26 protein-coding genes are annotated in these 22,913 nt (G+C 60.6%); 12 read left to right on the plus strand and 14 right to left on the minus strand.

Annotated features, from left to right (window positions below):
• Nucleotides 1-92: 92 nt before the first annotated feature.
• Nucleotides 93-1,178: an ROK family protein gene (locus V8P77_RS03420; RefSeq protein WP_335910720.1), complete on the minus strand. Its 1,086-nt coding sequence runs from the start codon at nt 1,176-1,178 to the stop codon at nt 93-95.
• Nucleotides 1,179-1,300: 122 nt separating this feature from the next.
• Here V8P77_RS03420 and otsB point away from each other — a divergent pair, with 122 nt between their 5' ends.
• Nucleotides 1,301-2,080 (plus strand): trehalose-phosphatase, encoded by a 780-nt coding sequence (gene otsB, locus V8P77_RS03425; RefSeq protein ID WP_335910721.1) that lies wholly within the window; start codon nt 1,301-1,303, stop codon nt 2,078-2,080.
• Between the two features lie 188 nt (nt 2,081-2,268).
• Here otsB and V8P77_RS03430 read toward each other — a convergent pair whose 3' ends face one another.
• From V8P77_RS03430 to rapA2, 3 genes are all read right to left on the minus strand, one after another.
• The gene (locus tag V8P77_RS03430) at nt 2,269-3,558 is read right to left on the minus strand and encodes a helix-turn-helix transcriptional regulator (protein ID WP_373694571.1); all 1,290 of its coding nucleotides are present in this window, start codon (nt 3,556-3,558) and stop codon (nt 2,269-2,271) included.
• An 86-nt stretch (nt 3,559-3,644) separates the two neighbouring features.
• Nucleotides 3,645-3,833 (minus strand): hypothetical protein, encoded by a 189-nt coding sequence (locus V8P77_RS03435; RefSeq protein WP_025398238.1) that lies wholly within the window; start codon nt 3,831-3,833, stop codon nt 3,645-3,647.
• 164 nt (nt 3,834-3,997) lie between these two features.
• On the minus strand, nt 3,998-4,711 hold the full coding sequence (gene rapA2 / locus V8P77_RS03440) for a calcium-binding lectin RapA2 (RefSeq protein ID WP_025398239.1): 714 nt from the start codon (nt 4,709-4,711) through the stop codon (nt 3,998-4,000).
• A gap of 452 nt (nt 4,712-5,163) precedes the next feature.
• Between rapA2 and V8P77_RS03445 the strand changes: the two genes are divergently transcribed.
• The 4 genes from V8P77_RS03445 to V8P77_RS03460 all read left to right on the plus strand — a co-directional run bounded on the left by V8P77_RS03445 (nt 5,164) and on the right by V8P77_RS03460 (nt 6,439).
• Nucleotides 5,164-5,316, plus strand: coding sequence for a hypothetical protein (locus V8P77_RS03445; protein ID WP_165503840.1), 153 nt, complete (start codon nt 5,164-5,166; stop codon nt 5,314-5,316).
• A gap of 40 nt (nt 5,317-5,356) precedes the next feature.
• A complete protein-coding gene (rpsU, locus tag V8P77_RS03450) occupies nt 5,357-5,593 on the plus strand; it encodes a 30S ribosomal protein S21 (protein WP_003538346.1) in 237 nt (78 codons plus the stop codon).
• 61 nt (nt 5,594-5,654) lie between these two features.
• Nucleotides 5,655-5,849 (plus strand): hypothetical protein, encoded by a 195-nt coding sequence (locus tag V8P77_RS03455; RefSeq protein WP_020047796.1) that lies wholly within the window; start codon nt 5,655-5,657, stop codon nt 5,847-5,849.
• Nucleotides 5,850-5,959: 110 nt separating this feature from the next.
• Nucleotides 5,960-6,439, plus strand: coding sequence for a pyridoxamine 5'-phosphate oxidase family protein (locus V8P77_RS03460; RefSeq protein ID WP_077980891.1), 480 nt, complete (start codon nt 5,960-5,962; stop codon nt 6,437-6,439).
• Between the two features lie 219 nt (nt 6,440-6,658).
• Here the strand turns inward: V8P77_RS03460 and V8P77_RS03465 are convergent, their stop codons facing one another.
• Nucleotides 6,659-7,567 carry a LysR family transcriptional regulator gene (locus V8P77_RS03465; RefSeq protein ID WP_335910723.1) on the minus strand — a complete coding sequence of 303 codons (909 nt, stop codon included), beginning with the start codon at nt 7,565-7,567 and terminating at the stop codon, nt 6,659-6,661.
• Between the two features lie 107 nt (nt 7,568-7,674).
• Here V8P77_RS03465 and V8P77_RS03470 point away from each other — a divergent pair, with 107 nt between their 5' ends.
• Nucleotides 7,675-8,550, plus strand: a complete 876-nt coding sequence (locus V8P77_RS03470; RefSeq protein WP_335910724.1) for an aldo/keto reductase family oxidoreductase — start codon at nt 7,675-7,677, stop codon at nt 8,548-8,550.
• Between the two features lie 103 nt (nt 8,551-8,653).
• Here V8P77_RS03470 and ppk2 read toward each other — a convergent pair whose 3' ends face one another.
• The 7 genes from ppk2 to V8P77_RS03505 all read right to left on the minus strand — a co-directional run bounded on the left by ppk2 (nt 8,654) and on the right by V8P77_RS03505 (nt 16,625).
• The gene (gene ppk2 / locus V8P77_RS03475; RefSeq protein ID WP_335911191.1) at nt 8,654-9,568 is read right to left on the minus strand and encodes a polyphosphate kinase 2; all 915 of its coding nucleotides are present in this window, start codon (nt 9,566-9,568) and stop codon (nt 8,654-8,656) included.
• Nucleotides 9,569-9,677: 109 nt separating this feature from the next.
• A complete protein-coding gene (locus V8P77_RS03480; RefSeq protein WP_335910725.1) occupies nt 9,678-11,330 on the minus strand; it encodes a GMC oxidoreductase in 1,653 nt (550 codons plus the stop codon).
• Between the two features lie 83 nt (nt 11,331-11,413).
• The gene (locus V8P77_RS03485; protein ID WP_335910726.1) at nt 11,414-12,496 is read right to left on the minus strand and encodes an ABC transporter ATP-binding protein; all 1,083 of its coding nucleotides are present in this window, start codon (nt 12,494-12,496) and stop codon (nt 11,414-11,416) included.
• Between the two features lie 7 nt (nt 12,497-12,503).
• Nucleotides 12,504-13,388 (minus strand): carbohydrate ABC transporter permease, encoded by an 885-nt coding sequence (locus tag V8P77_RS03490; RefSeq protein ID WP_025398247.1) that lies wholly within the window; start codon nt 13,386-13,388, stop codon nt 12,504-12,506.
• Nucleotides 13,388-14,275, minus strand: a complete 888-nt coding sequence (locus V8P77_RS03495; RefSeq protein ID WP_335911192.1) for a carbohydrate ABC transporter permease — start codon at nt 14,273-14,275, stop codon at nt 13,388-13,390. The genes V8P77_RS03490 and V8P77_RS03495 overlap by 1 nt, the downstream gene beginning before the upstream one ends.
• Before the next feature lie 105 nt (nt 14,276-14,380).
• A complete protein-coding gene (locus tag V8P77_RS03500; RefSeq protein WP_335910727.1) occupies nt 14,381-15,613 on the minus strand; it encodes an ABC transporter substrate-binding protein in 1,233 nt (410 codons plus the stop codon).
• Nucleotides 15,614-15,671: 58 nt separating this feature from the next.
• Nucleotides 15,672-16,625: a sugar phosphate isomerase/epimerase family protein gene (locus V8P77_RS03505; protein ID WP_335910728.1), complete on the minus strand. Its 954-nt coding sequence runs from the start codon at nt 16,623-16,625 to the stop codon at nt 15,672-15,674.
• Nucleotides 16,626-16,847: 222 nt separating this feature from the next.
• Between V8P77_RS03505 and V8P77_RS03510 the strand changes: the two genes are divergently transcribed.
• Nucleotides 16,848-17,918, plus strand: a complete 1,071-nt coding sequence (locus tag V8P77_RS03510) for a LacI family DNA-binding transcriptional regulator (protein WP_025398251.1) — start codon at nt 16,848-16,850, stop codon at nt 17,916-17,918.
• A gap of 86 nt (nt 17,919-18,004) precedes the next feature.
• On the opposite strand, the gene V8P77_RS03515 is transcribed toward V8P77_RS03510, so the two are convergent.
• Together V8P77_RS03515 and V8P77_RS03520 are read right to left on the minus strand one after the other, a co-directional pair.
• Nucleotides 18,005-18,436, minus strand: a complete 432-nt coding sequence (locus V8P77_RS03515; RefSeq protein WP_335910730.1) for a type II toxin-antitoxin system VapC family toxin — start codon at nt 18,434-18,436, stop codon at nt 18,005-18,007.
• Entirely contained in the window at nt 18,433-18,687 is a 255-nt protein-coding gene (locus V8P77_RS03520) for a type II toxin-antitoxin system prevent-host-death family antitoxin (protein ID WP_335910732.1), read from the minus strand. Before V8P77_RS03520 ends, V8P77_RS03515 begins: the two co-directional genes overlap by 4 nt.
• A 278-nt stretch (nt 18,688-18,965) precedes the next feature.
• Between V8P77_RS03520 and V8P77_RS03525 the strand changes: the two genes are divergently transcribed.
• From V8P77_RS03525 to V8P77_RS03545, 5 genes are read left to right on the plus strand one after another with little or no spacing between them, the layout of a single operon-like run.
• On the plus strand, nt 18,966-19,406 hold the full coding sequence (locus tag V8P77_RS03525) for an acetyl-CoA carboxylase biotin carboxyl carrier protein (RefSeq protein ID WP_221962868.1): 441 nt from the start codon (nt 18,966-18,968) through the stop codon (nt 19,404-19,406).
• On the plus strand, nt 19,406-20,797 hold the full coding sequence (locus tag V8P77_RS03530) for an acetyl-CoA carboxylase biotin carboxylase subunit (protein ID WP_335910736.1): 1,392 nt from the start codon (nt 19,406-19,408) through the stop codon (nt 20,795-20,797). The genes V8P77_RS03525 and V8P77_RS03530 overlap by 1 nt, the downstream gene beginning before the upstream one ends.
• A complete protein-coding gene (locus tag V8P77_RS03535) occupies nt 20,794-21,216 on the plus strand; it encodes an acetyl-CoA carboxylase (RefSeq protein ID WP_335910737.1) in 423 nt (140 codons plus the stop codon). The genes V8P77_RS03530 and V8P77_RS03535 overlap by 4 nt, the downstream gene beginning before the upstream one ends.
• On the plus strand, nt 21,213-21,920 hold the full coding sequence (pxpB, locus tag V8P77_RS03540; RefSeq protein WP_221985364.1) for a 5-oxoprolinase subunit PxpB: 708 nt from the start codon (nt 21,213-21,215) through the stop codon (nt 21,918-21,920). Before V8P77_RS03535 ends, pxpB begins: the two co-directional genes overlap by 4 nt.
• Nucleotides 21,917-22,912 carry a 5-oxoprolinase subunit C family protein gene (locus V8P77_RS03545; protein WP_335910739.1) on the plus strand — a complete coding sequence of 332 codons (996 nt, stop codon included), beginning with the start codon at nt 21,917-21,919 and terminating at the stop codon, nt 22,910-22,912. The genes pxpB and V8P77_RS03545 overlap by 4 nt, the downstream gene beginning before the upstream one ends.
• Nucleotide 22,913: the final 1 nt, after the last annotated feature.

A 22,913-nucleotide genomic window follows, 5' to 3' on the forward strand; every position in this document is an offset into this window, starting at 1 on the left:
ATGATTCACAAAAAATCGGAATCCCCCGTGCCACCAGATCTGCTCCAGTTACGCGTTCATTGCGTGCAGAGTTGCGCGAGACAGGCATTCCACTATCGCGCCTTCGTTCCCTCGCGATTCGTAAAATGCGCATTGCCCAACCCGGTGCCGATGGTCAGCACCGCCCATCTCGACACGTCGTTCATAAAAGGGATCTGCGACAATCCCTGCACCACGGCATCGTTGTGCATCATTACGAATGTGCTGTGGTCGCCGATCTCGGGAATGGCCTTGATCAGTGCGGCGGGAAGGTTGAAGCTGTCACTTTCCCAATTTCCGCCCGGCAGGTTTTGTCCACCGCGTTCGATCGAGCCATCGGCCTTGATGATGCCCGGACAGGCGATCCCGATAATGGGAGCAAGTTTCAGATTGGCCTTTTCGGCCTTGTCGATCAGGTCCTGCAACATCGCCGCCAGCCTCTCTACCGTTCCGCTGCGGCTTGGCTCGTCATCGGCATGGCGCCAGATCGCCGATTCCCAGACACTGGCATCCGCAAAGTGCGGTGTCTTTTCCTTTCCGAACTCGACGACGCCGGCGCGCACGTTCGTGCCGCCAATATCGACGGCAAGGATCGCCTCATAACCCTTGAACATCCACCCCGGCATGAGATGGACTGAGCCGATCAGCCCCGCCTCGTCGGGATGATGGGCGATCGGCACAACCTCGATATTGAGGCCGGCCGCCTTGAGAAGAACCATGGTCCTGGCGATCGCCAGTTCTCCGAAGCGACTTCGCCTGAAGCCTCCGCCGACGACAATGCGCTCGGTCTTGGCCCAGCGCTCGTCCTTGAGGAACTTTCCGATCACCTCGGCAAAGTCCTGGGCAAAGTCCTCCACCGCTCCCATGACCAACGCGGCAGCCTCCATGTCGTCGCCCGTCAAGAGGGCCTCGATCTTTTTCTTGGAAAGCTTTGTTGTCGCGGTCTTGCCGATCGGATCCTCCCCAAACTTGCGGATGCGTTTTCGCCAATCGTCGAGTTTCTGCTGGAAGGTCTTCTTATTGGCGTTGTCGCCAACGAAACCATTCTTGTCACGCAGTTCATTGTTGTAATCGTCGATGGTCACCAACGGCAGGACCATGGCGCCATGCGCCAATGGCGCATTGATCTCATCACGGGATTCGGAACTGCCTTTGGCCATCAATGTACCTTCTGCCGCGCGAGGTCTCGAACAGGCGGCGAGATACAACGCGGACTAGCTCTGGATGTTCCGGAGTCTGAAGAGTCACCTTGCCCTTGTCGGCCGGCGACCTAGCTTCAATATTGCAGAGTTTGGAGAATGCCGTGCAGGACGATGCCGCTACCCAGGAAATGCTTTCAATGGTCTTGGAGGAGCCGGACCGCTGGGCAATGTTTCTCGATATCGACGGGACGCTGCTCAATCTTGCGCCCACACCGGATGCGATCGAGGTCCCGGAGGCGCTTCCCGGACAACTGCATCGCCTGTCGAACAAGCTCGGCGGCGCCTTGGCGCTAGTCACCGGACGGTCGCTTGCTTATGCAGACGCGCTGTTCAAGCCCTTTGCATTTCCGACAGCAGGGCTGCACGGTGCAGAAATCAGGAATGCCGCTGGAATGCAGACGATCGAGGCGACACCTGAATTTCAGGCGCTGAAGCATGCGCTGACCGCAGAAGCCGAGCACTACCCCGGCGTCTTGATCGAGGACAAGGGCGCGGCTGTTGCCGCCCACTACCGGCTCGCGCCCGAATATGAAAAGGTGCTCGAAGACCGCATGCACCATTATGCCGAGCTCGCCGGGCCGAACTGGGCATTGCAGCTCGGCAAGATGGTATTCGAGCTGCGTCCGGCACGGTCGAGCAAGGGCGATGCGCTGGAGCGATTCTTCCAGTCCGACCCGTTCAAGAACCGCTCCCCGATTACCATCGGCGATGACCTGACCGACGAGTCGATGTTTGCTATCGCCAATGCGCGCGGCGGCGTTTCCGTGCGTGTCGGTGCAATCGGCGCCCCGAGCTGCGCCACAAGCAGGCTGTCGTCAGCTGCGCTGGTCAGAAACGTCATTGCCGCCTTGGCCGACTGAGGCGGGCCAAGAGGACTATTCAGAGACAGGCGGCGATACGCAGTACCGTCAGCGAATAGACCTCGACGCAAAGGCCGAGCCGCAGCACAGGCCGATGCTGCGGCGAAGGTCGGCGAGGGAGATGCTAATCGTCAGGCGCACGAATGACGCCGCCTGTCACAACAGTTTACATTGTTGTGGATTGTAACTTAGGATTCCCGCGGACGGCTCTTTCCATTCGTGCGGGACGGCGTCGCCTGCCTGTTTCCGGCGATCGGGATCGAGGCAATCAGCCTGGCGAGCGCCGCCTGGGATCGTACCCCCGTTTTGCCAAAGCATCGGCCGGTGTGGGTTTTTACCGTGTTGGACGAAATTCCAAGAACCCGGGCAATCTCGGGCAGATTCATTCCGCTGCCGATCAGTGCGGCGACCCGGGCTTCGGCTTCGGTCAGGCCAAAGATGTGTTGCAGTTGTTGCGCTTGCCGACACGTCTTCGCTTCCGGATCGACGATATGAATGAGGACGCGCGCTCCACTATCAACCGCATCCCATATCGAAACCGCTGTCGGTGCAAGCGGCGTGATCATCACCAGATAGGGCGGCAAACCCGATGGCCGGGAGATCGACAATGCCCCGTCGAAAGGCGTGTCTTCGCCATCGGCTATCAGCAAAGCCTGACGAATGGCGTTCACTAGGCGGGTGGATGTCTTCGAAATATGGGCGGCAAGCGAGGGTCTCTCGGATCGGCTGAGAAAAATGCCGTCGGCCTGCTTGAGCAGTGCTTCGGCAGCCGCATTCAAGAGAAGGACGGCACCCCGACTATCGATCAGCACGGCCGCATCCGCGATTGCATCGATCAGCCGTTGCGGCAATTCGGGTGCGCGGGCGATCCGGTTTACCTGAAAAGAAAGATCGATCGCCCGCGCCATATGCGGGCTCAGCCGCTCTAACCGTGCTGCCGCTTCCGCGGCGTGCTCGTCTTGCTGACGAGACAGGAACAGAGCGACACCGCCGATACCTCCCCGCTCGTGCAGGCTCGCATGCGGCAGGAAGAGCTGATTGAAGATGTTTTGAGGCTCGCAGATATCGGCGTAAAACGCGGAATGCCTTACGGCCTCTGCATCGATCAACCTATTGCCGACTGCAATCTCGCCCGGCTTTACCTTCTCGAATGCGCGGGCATAGGGGTTGCCCGTGTAATGCTGAAGATAGAGCGCATTCAAATCTTCACGCATGCGGCCGGGGATCAGAAAGCTGCCGCGGCCATCAGGTGCCTGATAGACAATATTTCCGGCGACGGCACCAACGTAATCAACGATCGCGCACAGCGTATCCGGCCATAGTTCTGAACGGACCGCCGCCTGATAGACAGCATCAACGATATCGACATGATCCATATCAGCGCCGCTCGTTTTCACGATGATGGTTCCGCCAAATGCAACGATCGCACCATTTCGATTACTGCCTAAATGTCTGAGAGGCAAGATAGCGAGCCTCACCCGATCAGGCGATATCTTGCGCCGTCTCGTTCACCGAATGACTTACCGGGATTTGTGAGAAGATCGTTGAAGAAATGGAGAGGGCTTCATCTGAATCTTGGCGCGCGCTTGGCATTGTGAAGCAATTCGGAGGCGGTCGCGAACGGGCCGAAGAGTTTCAGCAACAGCGCCTGCTCCTCGTCATCTATCCGATGGCGAGCGCAGAACTCTGTTACGGACCAGACTTTCGTCAGATCGTCTGTCTCGATTTGCTTGGGTTCGATGTGTTCGGTCAAGGGCCTGTCCTCCGAACTTCGAGACTACGCCTCCCCTGCGTCTATAAGAACTAGCTAAAAAGGATTATATACCGGCTCCCGCCGGGCCTTGTATCAAGTGGCGAAATGCGGACGCCCGCCGATTGCGCGGCGGGCGTCGTGTCTCACTGATCTATCGCTGCGGATCAAACACCGACGCCGTCGGGATGAGCATCCGTGCCGGTGATGTTGAGCGTCACCTTGGCAGTGTCCGTGTGGCCTTCGCCATCGGAGATCTTGTAGTAACGGAGAACTTCCGTGTACGTCTGACCTGCATCCAGATCGGAGGTCAGTTCATAGGTGAATGTGCCGTCCGCCTTGACGTGGAACATGCCGTAGGTGCCGGCAACGTCGGTAACGGCGCCATCCTTGCCGTCTACCTGCTCGGTCAGGAACTGACGCAGGAACATCTTGCCGTTGTCGCCGGCAATGTCGTTATCCAGAACGTTGCCGCCGATGGCGTTGCCTTCGGTGAAGCTGAAGGTATCGTCGACTGCGATCGGCTTGGTTACGCCCTGGATGTTCAAAGTGAACAGGCCGACGTCGGTGTGACCGCTGCCGTCGGAGATCTTGTAGGAAACCTTCTCTTGGAACGATTCGCCGTTGGCGAAACCGATCTTGGCAGCGTCGCTCAGGACATAGGTGTAGCTGCCGTCCGGCTTGACGAAGAAGGTGCCGTAATCGCCCTGGATTTCAGTAACCTGGCTGTTGCCGCTCTTGGCGCCAACACTTGCGCCATCGAATGCGCGCAGGAACAGGTGGCCGTTGTCGGAAGAATCGTTGGAAAGCAGGTTTCCGGAAATAACATCAGTTTCTTGAAATGTTGCACTATCATCAGTTGCATGTATCAGCGAAGCCATGGCTCTCTCCTAAAATGTTTATTGGCGGGTCAATTTCGACCTCAGCGAGCGGCTCCTTTAACAACCTATTAATACTACAAGTCAATGGTCTATTTAACAGAAGGTTAATTTCGATGGCGGTCTTCGCGTTGCTTCCATTCCGGCGGAATAATGTCACTCTCGCGCAAAATTGAAGAAAATTCGGCAAAAACTATACCCGGCTAACTTGAATAAAATGGCACCGAGTATATCTGAAGGCGATCGGCGATGCCTCGAGCCAACCATCCGGGCTATCCGTTGCAATTCTGCTCGCTGAGCCCTATGTTGCCGATGTACCCGATCCAAGCGGAAATCCAAGCCGTTGCCGGCTGCTGATTGAGACGCTTATGCATCGGCGCGCGCCTTAAGGCTGCGTGATGGGCAATCCCACAAACAATCGATAACGCCGGCCAAGGCCGGCAAAGGATTTCTTTTTGAACAACACACATACAGCCACCGCGGTTGCGGCGGCGAATCCGCGTGAGGATGACGAGGCTGTCCGCAATGCTCCCAGGAGCTGGAAGCCGTTTCCCTGCCTTCTCACCCGCCGCGAATTGCAGGCTCTGATCGCCGAGCAGCTCGGCTGAGCGGCGACTGGCGCACCATCCCAAACAAGGAGAACTCGAAATGCAGGTACTCGTCAGAGACAATAATGTCGATCAAGCGCTCAGAGTCTTGAAAAAGAAAATGCAGCGCGAAGGGCTGTTCCGCGAAATGAAGGAACGGCGCGCCTATGAGAAGCCGTCCGAACGGCGCGTCAGGGAAAAGGCACAGGCGATCAGCCGACATCGCAAGGCTGCACGCAAGCAGATGCAGCGTGAAGGCCTGCTGCCCGGTCCGAAGCGGGCGGTGGCCGCCCGTTAACGGCTTTATCCTCGCCAGCCTTCCCGGGCTTTGGTGGTTACATTCCCTGAAAGGACAGACAATGGACGAACTCAATAGCCTCACCGTTTCGGAAGAACGCCTCGAGGATTGCCGCGATGTCGTGGAGCCGGATCTGCAGGATCTGATTCAACGCGCTCTGACATCGGGCTTTTCCCGGGAGGAAGTTCTCATCGCCGTCAGCGAACTGGTCGCCGAAGATTTCGCAATTGTCATGAAAACCCCAAGCGTCCATTGATCGACTGCGTGCCTCGATCGCCTTGGGAATCGGCTCATGAGGCCCGCCGACTGGGAACATCGGCCGCGGCTGATGGTTATACTTCGTCTCTTGCACAGACGGAGATGACGATGGCCAATCAAGACGATGCGATACGGGTATGGGAATTGATCGACAAGATCGGGTTTTGCATGCTGACGACCCGCAGCGGCGACGATCTGCGAGCCCGCCCGATGTCCGCCTATACCGCGCAGCTCGAGAATGCGATCTATTTTCTGACGGATGTCGGCAGTCACAAGGACGATGAAATCACTCGCTGGCCAAACGTGTGCCTCGCCTTTGCCGACACCAAGGGACAGAAATATGTTTCCGTATCGGGGACGGCCGAGGTGCAAAACGACCGGGAGAGAATCAGGGAATTATGGGCGACGCCGGCAAAGGCCTGGTGGGACAATCCCGACGATCCTTCCATCCGCATCCTCAAGATGACGCCGGCTTCGGCGGAATATTGGGACAGCCCGGGCACGATCATCAGCTATATCAAGATGGCGGCCGCAGCAGTCTCGAACAGCAAACCTGATATGGGCGACAATGCCGAGGTCAAGCTCTAAAGCGCGTCGCGATCTTTCAGATTCGCGTGCCGCGCTTTAGGTCTTTGTTTTCCGCATGTCTTTGCCGCAAAACCGCTGCACACTTTTGCGAGACATGCTTTAGCGCATCGTCGGCCATTAAGGCCGCTTACAGCGCCGCATCTTTTAGACGCGCAAAGGATGCTGTAACACCTTGAATTGCGACATCATTTTATCCCTAGATCGATTCCGGTTAAAGAATTATGCCGGAGCCGACGCCTTGACAAAGTCGATGAATGCGCGGAGCGGCGCCGGTACCAGCCGACGCCCGGGATAGTAGAGGAATGGCCCGGAGAAACGCTGCCACCACGGTTCGAGGATGGGCTCGAGCGCGCCACTGTCGATATGCGGGCGCAGCCAGTCCTCGAAGAGGCAGACTATCCCTGTTCCTGATATCGCTGCATCGACGGCCAAATCGGTCGCCCCGCCGACCCGCACGATCAGCGGCCCCGTCGGGTCCACTCGCACTATCTCGCCATCGCGCTCGAACTCCCACGGCGCCGTCATCGCGCCGCTGGCAAAGCGACCCAATAGACAGGCATGGCCGAGCAGCTCGCTCGGATGTTGCGGCCGGCCACGGCGATCGAGGTAGTCCGGGGAGGCTGCGATGGCAAAGCGCTGGACGCGTGGCCCGATCGGTATCGCGATCATATCCTGCTCCAACCGCTCGTCATAGCGGATGCCGGCGTCGCAGCCGGCCGCGATCACGTCGACAAAGCTCTCGTCGGTGACCACTTCCAGCCGAATATCGGGATAGGCGGCAAGGAACGGCGGAACGATGGCGGGCAGCACCAGCCGCGCCGCGCTGACCGGCACATTGAGGCGCAAGGCACCGACCGGCCTGTCGCGAAATCCGTTGACGACGTCGAGGGCAGACTCCACCTCGCTCAAAGCAGGGCCGAGCCGCTCCAGCAAGCCCTTGCCCGCTTCGGTCGGGACGACGCTGCGTGTCGTCCGGTTGAGCAGCCTGACGCCGAGCTGGCCCTCCAGGCGACGCACCGCTTCGCTGAGGAAGGAGGCGCTGCTGCCGCTGACGCGCGCGCCTTCGCGAAAACCGCCGGCACGTGCCACGGCAACAAAGGCATTGAGATCACCCAGATCTGCTTTCATTGTTCGCCACTCCGCACAGCCCGTGCGGATTGTAGCCAATTTTCACGCGCGCCGACAATGCTTATCTTGGGCCTATCTTGGCGTCATCTCTTGAAAGGAGTTAGATCATGTCCACTATCGATCAGTCCGGCACGTTCAACCTCGGCGGCGGCCGCGTGAAGCGGCTTGGCTATGGCGCCATGCAGCTTGCCGGGCCTGGCGTATTTGGTCCGCCCAAGGATCATGGCGCGGCCTTGGCCGTGTTGCGAGAGGCGGTCGCAAGCGGCGTAAACCACATCGACACCAGCGACTTCTACGGCCCGCACGTCACCAACCAGATCATCCGCGAAGCACTGCATCCCTATCGCGACGATCTCGTCATCGTCACCAAGATCGGCGCCCGGCGCGGCGCGGATGGATCCTGGATTCCGGCCTTCTCGCGCGAAGAGCTGACGGAGGCAGTGCACGACAACCTCCGCAATCTCGGCCTCGACGTGCTTGATGTCGTCAATCTCAGGATCATGTTCGACGTGCACGGTCCGGCCGAAGGGTCGATCGAAGCGCCCCTGACGGTGCTCGCCGATCTCCAGCGGCAAGGCCTGGTCCGTCACGTCGGGTTGAGCAACGTCACATCCAAACAAATCGCCGAAGGGCGTGGGATCACCGAGATCGTCTGCGTGCAGAACCAGTACAATCTGGCGCATCGGGCCGACGATGCCCTGATCGACGATCTCGCGCGCGACGGCATTGCCTATGTGCCGTTCTTCCCGCTCGGCGGGTTCAGCCCACTGCAGTCTTCCACCCTGTCCGATGTCGCCGCACGCCTTAATGCCACGCCTATGCAGGTAGCGCTCGCCTGGCTGCTGCGTCGCGCGGAAAACATCCTGCTGATCCCCGGCACGTCGTCCGTCGGCCATCTCAGGGAGAACCTCGCCGCCGCCGAACTCGTGCTGCCGGATGACGCCGTCTCGGAATTAAACCGCATGGCTGATGTCGCCGCCTGAAGGTCGCCGACGGTCCAACGCTACGCCACGCTCTTCCGTGGCGTAGCGTAGCAACCCCTAAATCGATTCCGATTTACGGCCGTCCCCCGTTGCGGCTACGCTGTCAATATCGCTCCGGCACGAGCATTTCAGGCGGAACCGGCGCCCTGTTGTAATCGGCGTGACGGATGCGGTCCGGCAACTGGATCTCCGGTTTCGGAACATCCTCGTAAGGGATCTGTTCGAGAAGATGGGCGATGCAGTTCAACCGCGCCCGTTTCTTGTCCACGGCCTGCACCACCCACCAAGGTGCGTCCTCTGTGTGCGTCCGCGCCAGCATCTCTTCCTTGGCTTTGGTGTATTCCTCCCAATGGACCCGGCTTTCCATATCCATCGGTGAGAGCTTCCATTGCTTCAGCGGATCGTGAATACGCATCTTGAATCGGAATTCCTGCTCCTCGTCGGTGATCGAAAACCAGTATTTGATCAGCACGATTCCGGAGCGGACCAGCATCCGTTCGAATTCAGGCACCGAGCGGAAGAACTCCTCGAGTTCTTCCTCTGTGCAGAACCCCATGACACGCTCGACACCGGCGCGATTGTACCAGCTTCGGTCAAAGAGCACCATTTCGCCGGCGGTCGGAAGGTGCGGGACATAACGTTGGAAATACCATTGATGACGTTCCCGCTCGGTGGGCGCGGGCAGTGCGACCGTCCGACAAACGCGCGGATTGAGCCGCTGGGTCACGCGCTTGATCGCGCCTCCCTTGCCGGCCGAATCCCGGCCTTCGAAAAGCACCACCACCTTCAGCTTTTTATGCTGAACCCAATCCTGCAGCCGCACCAGTTCGTGCTGCAGCCGGAAAAGTTCCCGGAAGTAGATCTTTCGCTCGAGCGTCTGCTCCGCCGGTTCCGACATCCCTTCGGCGACCAGATCGTCCAGCCGGTCTTCCTCCATCTGCATTTCCAGCTCTTCATCGAAGCTGTCGGCGATTTCGGCTTTTATGCGGCTGAGCTGGTCCTGAGGTGTTTGAGACATAGATTTCCCTTCCTGCTTTTGTTGACAGGAGCATGTCAGTGCGAAGTTTATATGACGACACTGATCGAAGGCTGAAACGGTTAACCCGGGTCCCTCGTTCCATGCGCGGCTACAGCCGTCCCGTCCGGTACTGGTCGACAAGATTCCGGCAGGCGCGGATCGTCAGGGCCATGACGGTGAGCGTGGTGCCGGCGATGCCGCTGCCGGGGAAGGCGCTGGCGTCGGTGACGATGAGGTTCGGGGCATCCCAGACCTGGTTGTAGGGGTTGAGCACCGAAGCCTCAGGGGTTTCGCCCATGCGCGCGCCGCCCGTCTCATGGATTGCCGCGCCCATGCACATGGTCTTGCGGAACCATTTGCGGAACATGAAGCGGCTGAAGGCATCGGCTTCGGGAAAGGCGCCCTTGCCCATTTCCTTGAGGCCGGTTGGCGAGCCGATGAATTCGAGGTCGCCGCCAATCTCCCTGATCATGGCGATCAGCATCTCCTCCTGCCTTTTGAGCAGTGCCTGCTCCTCCTCTTGCATGACGCAGCGGATATGCGGCACGGGAATGTTCCAGGCATCCCTACGGCTGACGTCGAGCGTGATGCGGTTGTCGGCATAGGGCAGCATACGGCCGAAACCGAAGAAGGCGAGACGCGCATCTGTGTCCCCTGAGACCGGCGCGCGCCCGACGCTTCCCTGGTAATCGAAATCGCCGCGGGCGGCGTCGCCCTCGCCGAAACGGGGAATGAAGATCCCGCCCGACGGATTGTAGAAGGGGTCGGTCGGCGCGGAGTCGTCGGGCGCCCAGCCCTTCGCCTTCGAAAAGGAGCCGAAGGCGAGGCACGGCAGCTGATCCATGAAATAGCGACCGAGAGCGCCTGAGCTGTTGCCGAGCCCACCCGGATGTTTCGCCGAAGCCGAATTCAAGAGCAGCCGCACGCTCTCTATCGGCGAGGCGGAAAGTACCACCGTCGCAGCGCGGGCCGTCGATACCGCGCCCGTGTTGCGATCGATATATTCCGCGCCGGTGGCGCGGCCGGTCTTCTCATCCGTGGTGATGCGGCGAACGACGGCGTCGTAGCGGATGGTCAGCTCGCCGGTCGCCTTTGCTTCTCGCAGCGGCCGCGGCATGCGCTCGGCGTCCGGCGCGATGTAGCGCCAGGAGACGACGCGCCTTTCCGGCCAGCGGTTTTCAACCGCCTGCTTGAATATCTGCTCGGCGGGCGTCAGGTTTGCCGGCTTCGCATAGATGCCGTCCGGCAGGGTGGCCACGTTGTCCTTGTTGCCGTAGAGCCCGAGATAGGTCTCCACTTCGTCGTAGAAAGGCACCAGCTCGTCATAGGAAACCGGCCAGTCCACGCCCTTTCCGGCGCGTGAGCGGATCTTGAAATCGTCGTCGGTCCAGCGCAGCAGCACCCGGCCGAAACTGTGGAGGCGCCCGCCGCTCTGGCGGCCGCGAATCCAGAGGAAGGGCTCGCCCTTCGGCGTCGTATAGGGGTTCTTGCGGTCGTTGACGAAGAAGTGGCTGAAGCGCTCGGTGAAAAAGGCTGCGCGCGCCTGGATCGGCTGACCCTTGAGGGTGGCCCGCGCGCGCTCCCAGATATTGATGCTGCTTACCGGCGCCTTCTTACGGGCGGGATCGAAATCCTTCGCCCCGACGGCGGGGCCTGCCTCGAGCAGCAGCACCGATAATCCCTGTGCCGTCAGTTCCTTTACCGCAAAGGAACCCGCCGCGCCGGAGCCGATCACCAGCGCATCATAGACGATCTCAGACATGTCTTTTCAAATCCTGTCCTGGGGCAATCCGCAAACCGGCGCGAAACGCGCCCGGAATTGCGGGAAAACAATGGGATGGTGCGTCACAGCCGCGATCCGTCAGCGCCGAAGAGGGACGCCTTGGCGATATCGAGCCCGGGAGCTAGAGCATCGCCGGGCTGCAGGGTGACATCGCCCATGAGCCGGAGCGAGAGGCTCTGGTCTGCCCAGTCGAACCAGACGACGGCGTCCGAACCCATCGGCTCGACGACGGAAACGCGACCCGGAATGGTGGGCAGACCGCTCGTGGCGCCATCGAGCACAAGGTGTTCCGGGCGAAAGCCGAGCGTTGCCGGTCCTTCCGCTGCGTCCGCTCGAAAGGAATAACCGGAGAGGTCGACAGCGAGCTCCTTGCTCTGGAAAACCAGCGCGCCGTTGTCGCGCTCGATCCGGCCCTCGACGAAATTCATCGCAGGAGCGCCGATGAAGCCGGCGACGAAGAGATTTATCGGACGGCGGTAGATCTCGGCCGGCGAGGCGAGTTGCTGGATCACGCCGTCGCGCATGATGGCGATGCGGTCGGCCAGCGTCAGGGCCTCGACCTGGTCGTGGGTGACGTAGATCATGGTGTTGCCGAGGCGCTGGTGCAGTTTCTTGATCTCGACGCGCAATTCGTTGCGCAGCTTGGCATCGAGGTTCGACAGTGGTTCGTCGAACAGAAAGACATCCACTTCACGCACCAGCGCCCGGCCGATGGCGACACGCTGGCGCTGACCGCCCGACAGCTCGGCAGGACGCCGATCGAGCAGCTTGTCGAGCTGGAGGAGGTCGGCGGTGCGAGCGACACGGGACTCGATTTCGGCCTTCGGCAGGCCGGCTACGCGAAGTCCGAAGGAAAGGTTCTTGCGGACCGACATGCGGGGGTAGAGCGCGTAGGACTGGAAGACCATGCCGATGCCGCGATCCTTCGGCTCCTCCCAGCTGACGTTCTTGCCCGAGATCCAGACCTCGCCTGATGTGATGTCCTGGAGACCGGCAATGGCGTTCAGAAGCGTGGACTTGCCGCAGCCGGAAGGGCCGAGCAGCACCAGGAACTCCCGCGGCGCGATGTCGATCGACATCTTCTCGATCACCGTGTGATCGCCATAGGCGATCTTCAGGTCCTTGACGGAGACGGCAGATTGCATGGAAGCGTTACCCCTTGACTGCGCCGGCCGCGATGCCGCGCACGAACCAGCGGCCGGACAGGAAATAGATGGCGAGCGGAACGATGGCGGTGAGGATCGTCGCGGCCATGTTCACGTTGTAGGTTCGCTCGCCCATCGTGGTGTTGACGATATTGTTGAGCTGCACGGTCATTGGCAGGTTATCGCGCCCGGCAAAGACGAGACCGAGCAGGAAGTCGTTCCAGATGCCGGTGAACTGCAGCATTGAGACCACGACGACCATCGGCACGGCAATCGGCAGCATGATCTCGAAAAAGATGCGCCAGAAGCCCGCGCCGTCGACGCGCGCCGCCTTGCAGAGCTCCTCCGGCACGCTGACGAAATAGTTACGGAAGAGCAGCGTCACCAGCGGCAGGCCGAAGATCACATGCACGAGAATGATACCGGCCAGCGAATTGTAGAGATCGATATTCGCCATCGCCCGGACCATCGGATAGAGGAAGATCTGGTAGGGGATCAGGCCGCCGGCCATCAGCAGGCCAAAGAGCAGGTTTGCCCCGCGCGGCCGCCAGAGCGACAGCGCATAGCCGTTGACGGCGCCGATGAAGACCGAGAGCGCGACCGAGGGGAGGGTGATCGCCACCGAATTCCAGAAGCCGCTGCGAATACCGACGCAGACGGTTCCCATGCAGGCGCCCGACCAGGCGGTAGCCCAGGCGGAGAAATCGAGCGTGGCCGGCAGGGCAAAGATCTGCCCGAGCCGGATTTCGTCCATGGACTTCAGCGAGGTGACGACCATGGTGTAGAGCGGCAAAAGAAAGAAAAGCGCGGCGACGACAAGGAAGGCATAGAGGCCGATGCGCCCGGCGGTGATCTGTGCCGGCTTCGGGCCGTTCGGATGAGGACGGGCCATCACGCAGCCCCCTTTGCTTTGTCACGCATGTGCATCGCGTAGCGGAACGGGGCGACTGCGATGATCACGCCGAGGACAAGCACCGTCGCACCTGCTGTGGCGAGGCCGAGGTTCTGGCGCCCGAACAGATTGTCCATGATGAATTTCGCCGGCACCTCCGTCGCATTGCCGGGGCCGCCATTGGTCATGGCGACGACGATGTCGTAGGTCTTGATCACGCCCATGGCGAGCAGCATGCCGGCCGCGGCCAGCGCCGGCCCGAGCTGCGGTAGGATGATCGAGACATAGATCCGCCAGACGGGAATGCCGTCGATCCGCGCCGCCTTCCATTGCTCGGCTTCGATGCCACGCATACCGGCGAGCGCAATGACCATGACGAGCCCCGCGCCCTGCCACACGCCGGCAAGCACCAGCGCATAGATCGCCATGTCGCGATTGACCACCCAGTCGAGGACGAAGCTTTCCCAGCCGAGCGAACGCACGCTTGCCTGGACGCCGAGCGTCGGATTGAGCATCCATTGCCAGATCAGCCCGGTCACCACGAAGGACATGGCGTAGGGATAGAGGAATATGGTCCTGAAGGCGCTTTCGAAGCGGATCTTGCGATCGAGCGCCGCGGCCAGCAGGAAGCCCAGCAGCAAACAGCCTGCGACGTAAAGGACACCGAAGATCAACACGTTTTGCAGCGATGCCAGCCACTTGGCGGAAGAGAAGAGCTTCGAATACTGCGCCAAGCCGACATAGGTGGAAGACGGAAAAAGTGTGGAATTGGTGAAGGACAGGCGGATCGACCAGGCCATGGTGCCGATGAAGACCACGACCGCGACGAACCAGGTCGGCAAAAGGGCGATGGTCGCGGAAAGATTGGGCTTGCGTTTGATGGACATCGGCCAGCTCGTTGACGGGTGGAAAGCAGGGCTCGCACCACCGCGCGAGGCGGCAGCCGGCAGCAGCTGTGGCGTCGACATCAGGCCGACGCCACAGGCGCTATGCTACTCGAAGATGGCGAAGAAATTCTCGGCCGCGGCGGCCGCATCATTCGAGCCGCCGCTCCAGTACTCGTCGACGAAGTCGTCGAGTGCGCCGACCTGCTGGGGCGTCAGCACGATCGCCTGATCCGGCACGATCGCACCCGCGGCCATCAGCTCGACACCCTTCTGGGCGCAGACGTCCAGTTTCGACTTGTCGACGTCGGAGCGCATCGGAACCGAACCCTTCTTGAGCGCGAATTCGACCTGGATAGCCGGGTCCATGACGACTTCGGCGAGAAGTTTTTGTGCTTTGTCGGTCTCGGCCTTGCCGGTTTTCGGGAACCAGAGGGCGTCGGCGATGTAGACCATGCCCTTCGACTCCGGCACGATCATGCAGCCATAGTCTTTGCCCGGCTCCTTGCCGGCAACGGTGAATTCGCCCTTGGCCCAGTCGCCCATGAACTGCACGCCGGCTTTGGCGGTGATCAGCATGGCGGTGGCGTCGTTCCAGTTGCGGCCGGCTGCGCCCGCATCGACATAACCGCGCAGCTTGCCGAGGATCTCAAGGGTCTTCTTCACGCCTTCGACGGATACCGGGCTCTTGTCCTTATCGACATAGATCTTCAGGAAGCCGTCGATCCCCACCTGCGAGAGCAGGATCATATTGAAGACCTTGGTTTGCTGCCAGGGCTGGCCACCCCAGGCGACCGGAACCATGCCGGCGGCCTTCAGCTTGTCGAAATCGGCAAAGAGCTCGTCCCAGGTCTTGGGCTCTTGCGAAATGCCGGCCTTCTCGAAGGCTTCCTTCGAATAAAAGATCCAGCTTTCGCCATGGGCGCCGGTCGGCGAAAGATAGACCTTGCCGTCATAGGTGATGAGATCGTGGATCGATTTCGGCAGAGCATCGGCCCATTTGCCTGCGGCCGCCACGTCGTCGATCGGATTGAACAGTCCCTGGTTGATGAAATCTGCGGCAGCGAGACCGATGACGCCCTGCTTGGCGCCCGGCGCGTCACCGGCAACGATCCGGTTTTGGAAGGCGGCATCGGCCGCGCCGAAGCCGGCGATCGAGAAATCCTTCCAGACGCCACCGCGCTTTTCGAACTCGGTCTTGATAACGTTAAGCGCTGCTGCTTCGCCGCCCGACGTCCAGGACGACATGATCTCGATCGTCGGCTTGTCCTCGGCATGGGCCGAGCCGGATAGGCCGACGATTGCTGCGCCGGCTAGAAAAAGCTTCATCATGTTCTTCATTGTTCCACCTCTTGAAAATGCCCTCTTTGCGGGGCGTTTGTTGTCTTAGGGATGATTGTCAGCGATAGATCGGCAGGAGCGCCTGCCGGACGAGCGTGAGCCCGTTGGCGATGTCGCGGACGGGATCGGGCGCGGCATCGAGTTCGAGGATCGCCCAGCCTTCAAAGGCCCGGTCGCGCAGCAGCCGTATCCAGGCCGGCCAATCGACCCGTCCGATGCCGAAGCTGCAGAAATAGGGCTGGTGGCGTTCATGGATATGTTTGTCGATCGGTGTGTCGGCGGGCATAGGACCGATCGCATCCTTCCAATGGGCGATGATCATACGCTCGTGATGACGATCGACGAGCTGGACGGGATCGGAGCCGGCAACGATGATATGGGCTGTGTCCGGGCACATGTGCACATAGGCCGGATCGGTGAGCAGCATCATCAGATCGACGTCGCGCGCGGCGGCAAAGATCGAGTGCGCCTCGGTGTGCAGAGCAAGCCGCACGCCCCTGGCATAGAGGGTCGCGCCGAGCCGGTTCAGGAAATCGGCGATCACCTTGGCGCGGTCGAAATCGTAGAACTGCACCGGCTGGGCGCCGAGCGTCTGGCGCAAGGGAGCGCCGATCACCATGATGTCGCTGCCGCAGGCTTTCAGGAAGTCGGCATATCGTTCCGCCTTGTCGATCAGCGCGCACTGGGCCTCGGGCTCAGCAAAGTCGCCGGCCGCCTCCAGTTCAGCGAAGAAGCCGCTGCACAGCGTCAGGCCACGTCTTGCCAACTCGGCCGCGAAGGCGTCGACGGAACCATAGGTCTTGATCGCGTCCTGCCAGTTGAAAGGAGAGAAGGTCAGCTCGACGCCGGTAACGCCGGAAGCCTGGACGCCGTCGAGAATCTTTTCCCAGAAGGCGCGTGGCTCGGCGCGGGCATAGTCGACGATCGCATCGTGGCTGTCGACGCCCCAGAAGCCGGGATGAAAGAATGTCACGAGATCGACGCCGAAGCGCAGCCTGTCGCCAGTTGCCATAACCTGTCCATTTCTCGAGGCATGACCTACCCGCGTGCGGAACAGCCATTCCGCGTCCAATAAGCCATGGATTTTCAACGCATTAAGAAATGGCAATCGTTTGCCATGGCTAGATAATAGCCAAGCCGGTTTTTTAAGCAAGCAGTTTTTGGCAAACGTTTGCAATAAATCGCCCCCTGCCTTAGAGTTGCAAATCGAAGCATCTGGGAGACAGAAATAAACGTGAATAAAAACAAAGATGTGGCCGGAGAGGAGCCATCGGGTGCATTGATGGCCGATGTCGCGCGGCTCGCCGGCGTTGCAATATCGACGGTCAGCCGGGCACTCGCCAATCCCGGACGGGTCAACGAGAAGACACGCGCCAAGATCAATGCCGCAGCCAGGCAACTGGGCTACACGCCGAACGCCATGGCGCGCGGCCTCAGGGTCGGCAAGTCCAACATCATCATGATCATCCTGCCGGGATCGCTCTATTACGGCGCTTCCCAGATCATCCCGCAGGTGCTGCAGAGCATCAACAAATCGCTGATCCAGGGCGGTTACAACCTGATGATCGCCAACCTCGATCGCGACGAAATTTCAGAACGGCATATTCTCGACCTCGCCTTCGGCGGCAGCGTGCGCGGAGCCATCATCCTGTCGTCGAAGCTTCCGGAGGTCGACGGGCGCTCGCTGGCCAATTCCGGCCTGCCGATCGTGTCGATGCTGCTCGACATGAGTGATGCCGGCCTGCAGAGCGTGATTACCAACGACCGCGAAGCCGTGCGCGACGTCACGGCCGAACTGATCCGATTGGGTCATCGACAGTTCTTCTATCTTGCGGGGCCTGAAGGCAATTACCACGATGTCGAGCGTTATGGCGGCGTGCTCGAGGCGCTCGAGGCGGCAGGACTGTCAGAGGGTTCGGTGCGCCGCTCGGGCGGTCATCTCGATTATCAGCACGGCTTCGACATCGGCGTCCAGGCGGCAGACGATTTCGCGAAACTGACCGAAAAGCCAACGGCCGTCATCGCGACCAGCGACGACATGGCCATTTCATTTGTCAGCCGTATCCAGCGCACGGGCCTGAGCATCCCCGGTGATCTATCCGTCGTCTCCTTCGACGGTTCCCCCGTCTGCGAATTCTGCTCTCCACCGCTCTCGACGATCAAGCAGCCGGTGGAAGAGATGGGTCGCGCGGCGGTGGATCTGTTGCTCGGCGCCATTGACCAGAGAGAGACTACGGCGGCGGTTCGCACCGTCATCCACAGCGAGCTTATTCTGCGGGAGAGCATCGGCCCCACGAAGAACTGACGATGAGGGAACAACCGGCTGCGCATCCGTGTGGAACCGCCGGCGTTGTCAATTTGGACACTGCAATTTGCATCCATTTAAGGCGCCTACATTGCTTTACCCTGCCAAGGATCGACAATGACGACACCGGTGCCGTCGAAATCTCTCACGTTTCGCGTGACCACAGTAAGATTGTGCACCAGTGCGGTGGCAGCAATCAACGCATCTGCCTCGTTGCGCCGGTCGGGAATATGCAGATGCGCGCAACGCGTTGCGATAGCATCATCGATCGGCAGTATCCGGCCGGCGAACTGCGGACGCACGTGATCATCAAGCCATGTACGCAGGCGTGAACCTTGCCGGGCATCGCGTCGTTGGACCGCAAGCACGCCCCGTTCCAATTCAAGAATGGTAATTGCAGAGAGATAGAAGTCAGAAGCGTTTGCCATCTGAATCCATGCCACGACTTCCGGATCAGCCTTCCCGTCACCGACCTTGCGCAGTTCGGAAATGACATTCGTATCCAGCAGATAGCTCAAGACAGGTCAACTTCGCGGGTTTTGATCTCGACCCGCGGTGGCATGAAATCGATTTCCGACAGGCCCGGCATGGAAAGTCCCTCGATCAGGCCTTGGCGCCTGCCGGAAAGACGCTGAAATTCCTCATATGTCAGAAGGACATGGGAAGGCTTGCCGCGGTCGGTGATGATGACTGGCCCATTTCTGGCAGCTTTTTTCGCATTGCTGACATCGTGATTGAGTTCACGGCTGGAAAGTGTCGTAATGGTCATGGCTGCCTCATGTAGGTATTTACCTACATATAGCACTTTCAGCCGTCAGAACAAGCATTGCCCCTTCATCGAATCCATTGCGGTGGGTTCTGCCGCTTCCGGCTGCCGTCGAGGGAATTCGCTAACGTTTGGCGATATGTCTCCATAGGGCGCGGATTGCGCTCCATCAAAACTTCGTCTGACCCCATCAGCCCATACGTCGTGCTACGAAAATCACAACGCCGGGCGATCTGAAACTTCAGCTATGCGCGTTGGAATTTGAAATTCCGAGCACCCATATGGACCTCTCGAAGATCAAGACGCTGATCGACTTTGTCGGACGATCGAACATTACCGAGCTGACGGTGACGGAGAAGGACGTGACGGTTCGGATCTTCCGCACGTCGCCGGGTCAGGAGGCTGCTGCCGAGCCCCAGCAAGAGGCAGGATCGACGACAAGCCTTGCCCAGGATGCCAGCGCCGATTCGCCTTCGAGGCCTGAGAAAACCTATGCGGTGAAGGCGCCGGTCTTCGGCGTTCTGCACCGGACCCCGGCGCCTGGGGAACCGCCATTCATCGCAATCGGTGATGAGGTGGAGGAGGGGCAGACGCTTTTCATCATCGAGGCAATGAAGGTCTTCAACACGATCGCCGCGCCGCGATCGGGGCGCATCACGCATCTCACCGAAATCGACGACGGCGAGGTCGAGACTGGCGATCTGCTGGCGGAGATTGCCTGATGCCGGAAACGCTTGAACATTCCGCTGCCGCCGGGCACCGCTTCGATACCGTTCTGATCGCCAACCGCGGCGAGATCGCAGCCCGGATCGAGCGTGCCTGCCGCGAGCTCGGCCTGAAGACGGTCGCCATCTGCTCCGAGGCGGACAGGGAAGCGCCCTATGGCAGCACCGCCGACAGCTTTCTCTGTATCGGCCCGTCGAGTGCTGCCAAGAGCTATCTCAATCAGCATGCTATTATTCTGGCGGCGCGTCTCGCCGGGGCCGGCGCCATCCATCCGGGTTATGGTTTTCTGTCGGAGAACGCCGCCTTCGCCGATGCCGTCGAAAAGGCCGGCCTGGTCTTCATTGGTCCGACCGCGTCGTCAATTGCCATTATGGGCGACAAGATCTCGGCAAAACGCGCGATGATGGCGGCCGGCGTCCCCTGCGTTCCCGGTCCGGATACCGCGCTGCCCGATGACCCCGCCACGATCGAGCGCATAGCGCTGGAAATCGGATACCCTGTCATCATCAAGGCAGCCGGCGGCGGCGGCGGACGCGGCATGCGCGTCGTGCCCAAGGCCGATTTATTGCATGAAGCAATCGCGCTGACGCGGGAAGAGGCCCGCAAGGCCTTCGGCTCACCTTCGCTCTACATGGAGAAATTCTTAGAGCACCCGCGCCACATCGAGATACAGGTCATTTGCGACGATCACGGCAATGCCCTGTGGCTCGGACATCGGGATTGCTCGATGCAGCGCCGCCATCAGAAAGTGGTGGAGGAGGCACCGGCGGCGGGAATTGCGCCCGACATCATCCAGCCGGTCGGCCTGGCTTGCGTAAAGGCCTGCCTCCAGATCCGCTACCGGGGCGTCGGAACCTTCGAATTCCTCTATGAGGATGGCGCTTTCTATTTCATCGAGATGAATACGCGACTTCAGGTCGAGCATCCCGTCACCGAGATGACGAGTGGTGTCGATATCGTCCAGGCGCAGATAAGGGTGGCGCAGGGTCACGTCCTGGATCTCATCCAAGGCGATGTGACCTGCGAAGGCCATTCCTTCGAATGCCGCATCAACGCCGAGGATCCGGAAAGTTTCCTGCCGTCAGCGGGTGTCGTCACCCATCTGGCGTTGCCTGCGGGACCAGGCATCCGCGTCGATACGCATATTCATGCCGGCTACAAGGTCTCGCCCTATTACGATTCTCTGATCGCCAAGCTGATCGTCCATGCGCCGACGCGGGCCGAAGCGATGGCAAGAATGCGCGAAGCGCTTGCCGGCACTGAGGTCGAGGGGATTTCCACCAATATCCCCTTCCTGCGCGCCCTGTTCGAGGACGGCGCATTCGCGCGCGGCGAGACGGATATACATTATCTTGAACAATGGCTGAAGCTGCGGAGGGCGGCATGAGCGCGATTGATTTCAGCGATCCGGCGACCATGGCATTGCTCACCGAGGCGCTGACGGCCGCCGGTGTGGACGGTCTCGAAATCTCACGGCCGGGCGGACAGCTTCGCATCATCGTCGCTGGAAAAGACGGCGCCCGGATCAGCTCGACCGGAGCGACGCCACGCGCTCTCGGCTTCGCATCGGTCGTCATGAAGGCGCCAATGGCAGGCCGCTTCTGTGTCGAGCATCCGACCTCCACCACGCCGCAAAATCTGCCGCGCTCCGTGTCCAATGCGGATATCGTCGGCTTTGTCGGGGTAGGGCACATCCTGCTCCCCCTTCGCGCCGGCCGTTCCGGTGTTTTGACCAGGCTGCTCGCCGAGCCCGACGCACTGGTCGGCTTCGGTGATCCTCTGTTCGAAATCGAGTTCCCATCATGATCGCCACGACGAACAGACATGCATCGCAACGCGAAATCGTTCCGGCCACCAAACGCCAAGCGCGGGTTTCCTCGATCGGCGCCAAATCCTTCCTGCTAGAGGCGCCAGGCGACTTCGATCTCATCGCGCAGCGGCGGATCTGGGCTCTGTCCCAGACCGTGAAAGGCTGGCCGGACCTTGCCGAAAACATCCCCGGCATGACCAACCTGCTGGTGATCTTCAAGGAGACGCCCGAGGATCCTGATGCGGTGGTCGCCCGGCTGCTGGAGGCATGGGAGAATGCGCGCAGCATCGATCTCAACGGCAAGACCATCGAGATTCCCGTCCATTATGGCGGCGAATATGCGATGGATCTGCCGGCCCTTTGCGATCTCTCGGGCTTGAGCGATCGCGAGGTCGTCCGCATCCATCATGAAGCGACCTACCGTGTCTTCGCCCTGGGTAGCGCGCCCGGTTTCGGCTATCTGCATGGCCTCGATCCGCGCATCTATATGCCGCGAAAGACCGTGCCCTCGTTGAAGATGCCGAAGGGCTGCGTGACCATCGGCGGCATGCAGACCGGCGTCGCCATGCTCACAGGTCCGAATGGCTGGAATTCCATCGGCTTCGCGGCACTGCAGATGTTCGACCCTACCTTACCGAGCCCCGCCATGATGGCGCCGGGAGATACGGTGCGGTTCCTGCCGGCAAGGATCGAGCTATGATCGAGATCATCGAAAGCGGCCCGTTCAACACGGTGCAGGATCTTGGCCGCCCCGGCTATCGCGATATCGGCGTATCGGCCAGCGGCGCGATGGATCCGCTTGCGGTCCGGATCGGCAACATTCTCGTCGGCAATGATGAAAATGCGGCTGTGATCGAGGTGCAGACCTTCCCGTTCAGCCTGCGTTTCGAGCAGCGCGTGGTCTTTGCCATGACCGGCGCCGACGGCAATCCTCATCTTAACGGATCGGAATTGCTTCCCTGGCGCGCTTACATCGCGGAGCCCGGACAGGTTCTCGAACTGAATCAGCCTCCACGGCTGGCGCGCTCCTATATTTCGGTCGGAGGCGGGCTGGATATCCCCATCGTCATGGGTTCGCGAAGTACGTCGCTGCGCGGCGGTTTCGGGGGCAATGCCGGCCGGCCTCTGGCGAAGGGCGATCGGATCGCGGTCGGCGAGGATGCAGAGATCGCCATGCTGCCGGCCTCGGGTCTTGCCGTCGTCGAACCGGCCGTGGCACTGCGCGATGTCTTTCCGGCTGCTGTCGACGGCACGCTGCCGATCCGTGCCCTGCCGGCCGGCGAGCACGATCTTTTCGCAGGCGATGGCGAAGCTTTCTGGAACCAGACGTGGAGGATTTCCTCCCGAAGCGACCGGACGGGCTACCGATTGTCAGGCGAGCCGATCAAGCCGACCGCGTCCATTGAGATGCGCTCCCACGGCGTCGTGCCCGGCGTGATCCAGGTCCCCCCCGGCGGCGAGCCGATCGTGCAGATGAGCGATGCCAACACCGCCGGCGGCTATCCAAAGATCGCCGGCGTGATCGAATGCGACCTGTGGCGGCTCGGGCAAGCCCGCATCGGCACGCGTCTGAGCTTCGTTCGCTCGACGCATACGGAGGCGCGCAGGGTGGAACAGGCCGTCGCCCGCTATGTTGACGACGTCAGGCAAACATCTCGGATGGTCAAGGGCGCCCTGAAGGCGATGGCCTGAT

The sequence above is a fragment of the Rhizobium aouanii genome (genome assembly GCF_037002925.1).
GTDB lineage: Bacteria > Pseudomonadota > Alphaproteobacteria > Rhizobiales > Rhizobiaceae > Rhizobium > Rhizobium aouanii.

What these genes read in the sequence shown, in the direction of transcription:
- V8P77_RS03520 (WP_335910732.1), bottom strand. Translation starts at nt 18,687, where the DNA reads ATGACCATTACGACACTTTCCAGCCGTGAACTCAATCACGATGTCAGC.
- V8P77_RS03495 (WP_335911192.1), bottom strand. Translation starts at nt 14,275, where the DNA reads ATGTCCATCAAACGCAAGCCCAATCTTTCCGCGACCATCGCCCTTTTG.
- V8P77_RS03525 (WP_221962868.1), top strand. Translation starts at nt 18,966, where the DNA reads ATGGACCTCTCGAAGATCAAGACGCTGATCGACTTTGTCGGACGATCG.
- rpsU (WP_003538346.1), top strand. Translation starts at nt 5,357, where the DNA reads ATGCAGGTACTCGTCAGAGACAATAATGTCGATCAAGCGCTCAGAGTC.
- V8P77_RS03535 (WP_335910737.1), top strand. Translation starts at nt 20,794, where the DNA reads ATGAGCGCGATTGATTTCAGCGATCCGGCGACCATGGCATTGCTCACC.
- V8P77_RS03470 (WP_335910724.1), top strand. Translation starts at nt 7,675, where the DNA reads ATGTCCACTATCGATCAGTCCGGCACGTTCAACCTCGGCGGCGGCCGC.
- V8P77_RS03460 (WP_077980891.1), top strand. Translation starts at nt 5,960, where the DNA reads ATGGCCAATCAAGACGATGCGATACGGGTATGGGAATTGATCGACAAG.
- pxpB (WP_221985364.1), top strand. Translation starts at nt 21,213, where the DNA reads ATGATCGCCACGACGAACAGACATGCATCGCAACGCGAAATCGTTCCG.
- V8P77_RS03490 (WP_025398247.1), bottom strand. Translation starts at nt 13,388, where the DNA reads ATGGCCCGTCCTCATCCGAACGGCCCGAAGCCGGCACAGATCACCGCC.
- rapA2 (WP_025398239.1), bottom strand. Translation starts at nt 4,711, where the DNA reads ATGGCTTCGCTGATACATGCAACTGATGATAGTGCAACATTTCAAGAA.
- V8P77_RS03505 (WP_335910728.1), bottom strand. Translation starts at nt 16,625, where the DNA reads ATGGCAACTGGCGACAGGCTGCGCTTCGGCGTCGATCTCGTGACATTC.
- V8P77_RS03545 (WP_335910739.1), top strand. Translation starts at nt 21,917, where the DNA reads ATGATCGAGATCATCGAAAGCGGCCCGTTCAACACGGTGCAGGATCTT.
- V8P77_RS03465 (WP_335910723.1), bottom strand. Translation starts at nt 7,567, where the DNA reads ATGAAAGCAGATCTGGGTGATCTCAATGCCTTTGTTGCCGTGGCACGT.
- V8P77_RS03485 (WP_335910726.1), bottom strand. Translation starts at nt 12,496, where the DNA reads ATGCAATCTGCCGTCTCCGTCAAGGACCTGAAGATCGCCTATGGCGAT.
- V8P77_RS03420 (WP_335910720.1), bottom strand. Translation starts at nt 1,178, where the DNA reads ATGGCCAAAGGCAGTTCCGAATCCCGTGATGAGATCAATGCGCCATTG.
- V8P77_RS03530 (WP_335910736.1), top strand. Translation starts at nt 19,406, where the DNA reads ATGCCGGAAACGCTTGAACATTCCGCTGCCGCCGGGCACCGCTTCGAT.
- V8P77_RS03480 (WP_335910725.1), bottom strand. Translation starts at nt 11,330, where the DNA reads ATGTCTGAGATCGTCTATGATGCGCTGGTGATCGGCTCCGGCGCGGCG.
- ppk2 (WP_335911191.1), bottom strand. Translation starts at nt 9,568, where the DNA reads ATGTCTCAAACACCTCAGGACCAGCTCAGCCGCATAAAAGCCGAAATC.
- V8P77_RS03500 (WP_335910727.1), bottom strand. Translation starts at nt 15,613, where the DNA reads ATGAAGAACATGATGAAGCTTTTTCTAGCCGGCGCAGCAATCGTCGGC.
- V8P77_RS03455 (WP_020047796.1), top strand. Translation starts at nt 5,655, where the DNA reads ATGGACGAACTCAATAGCCTCACCGTTTCGGAAGAACGCCTCGAGGAT.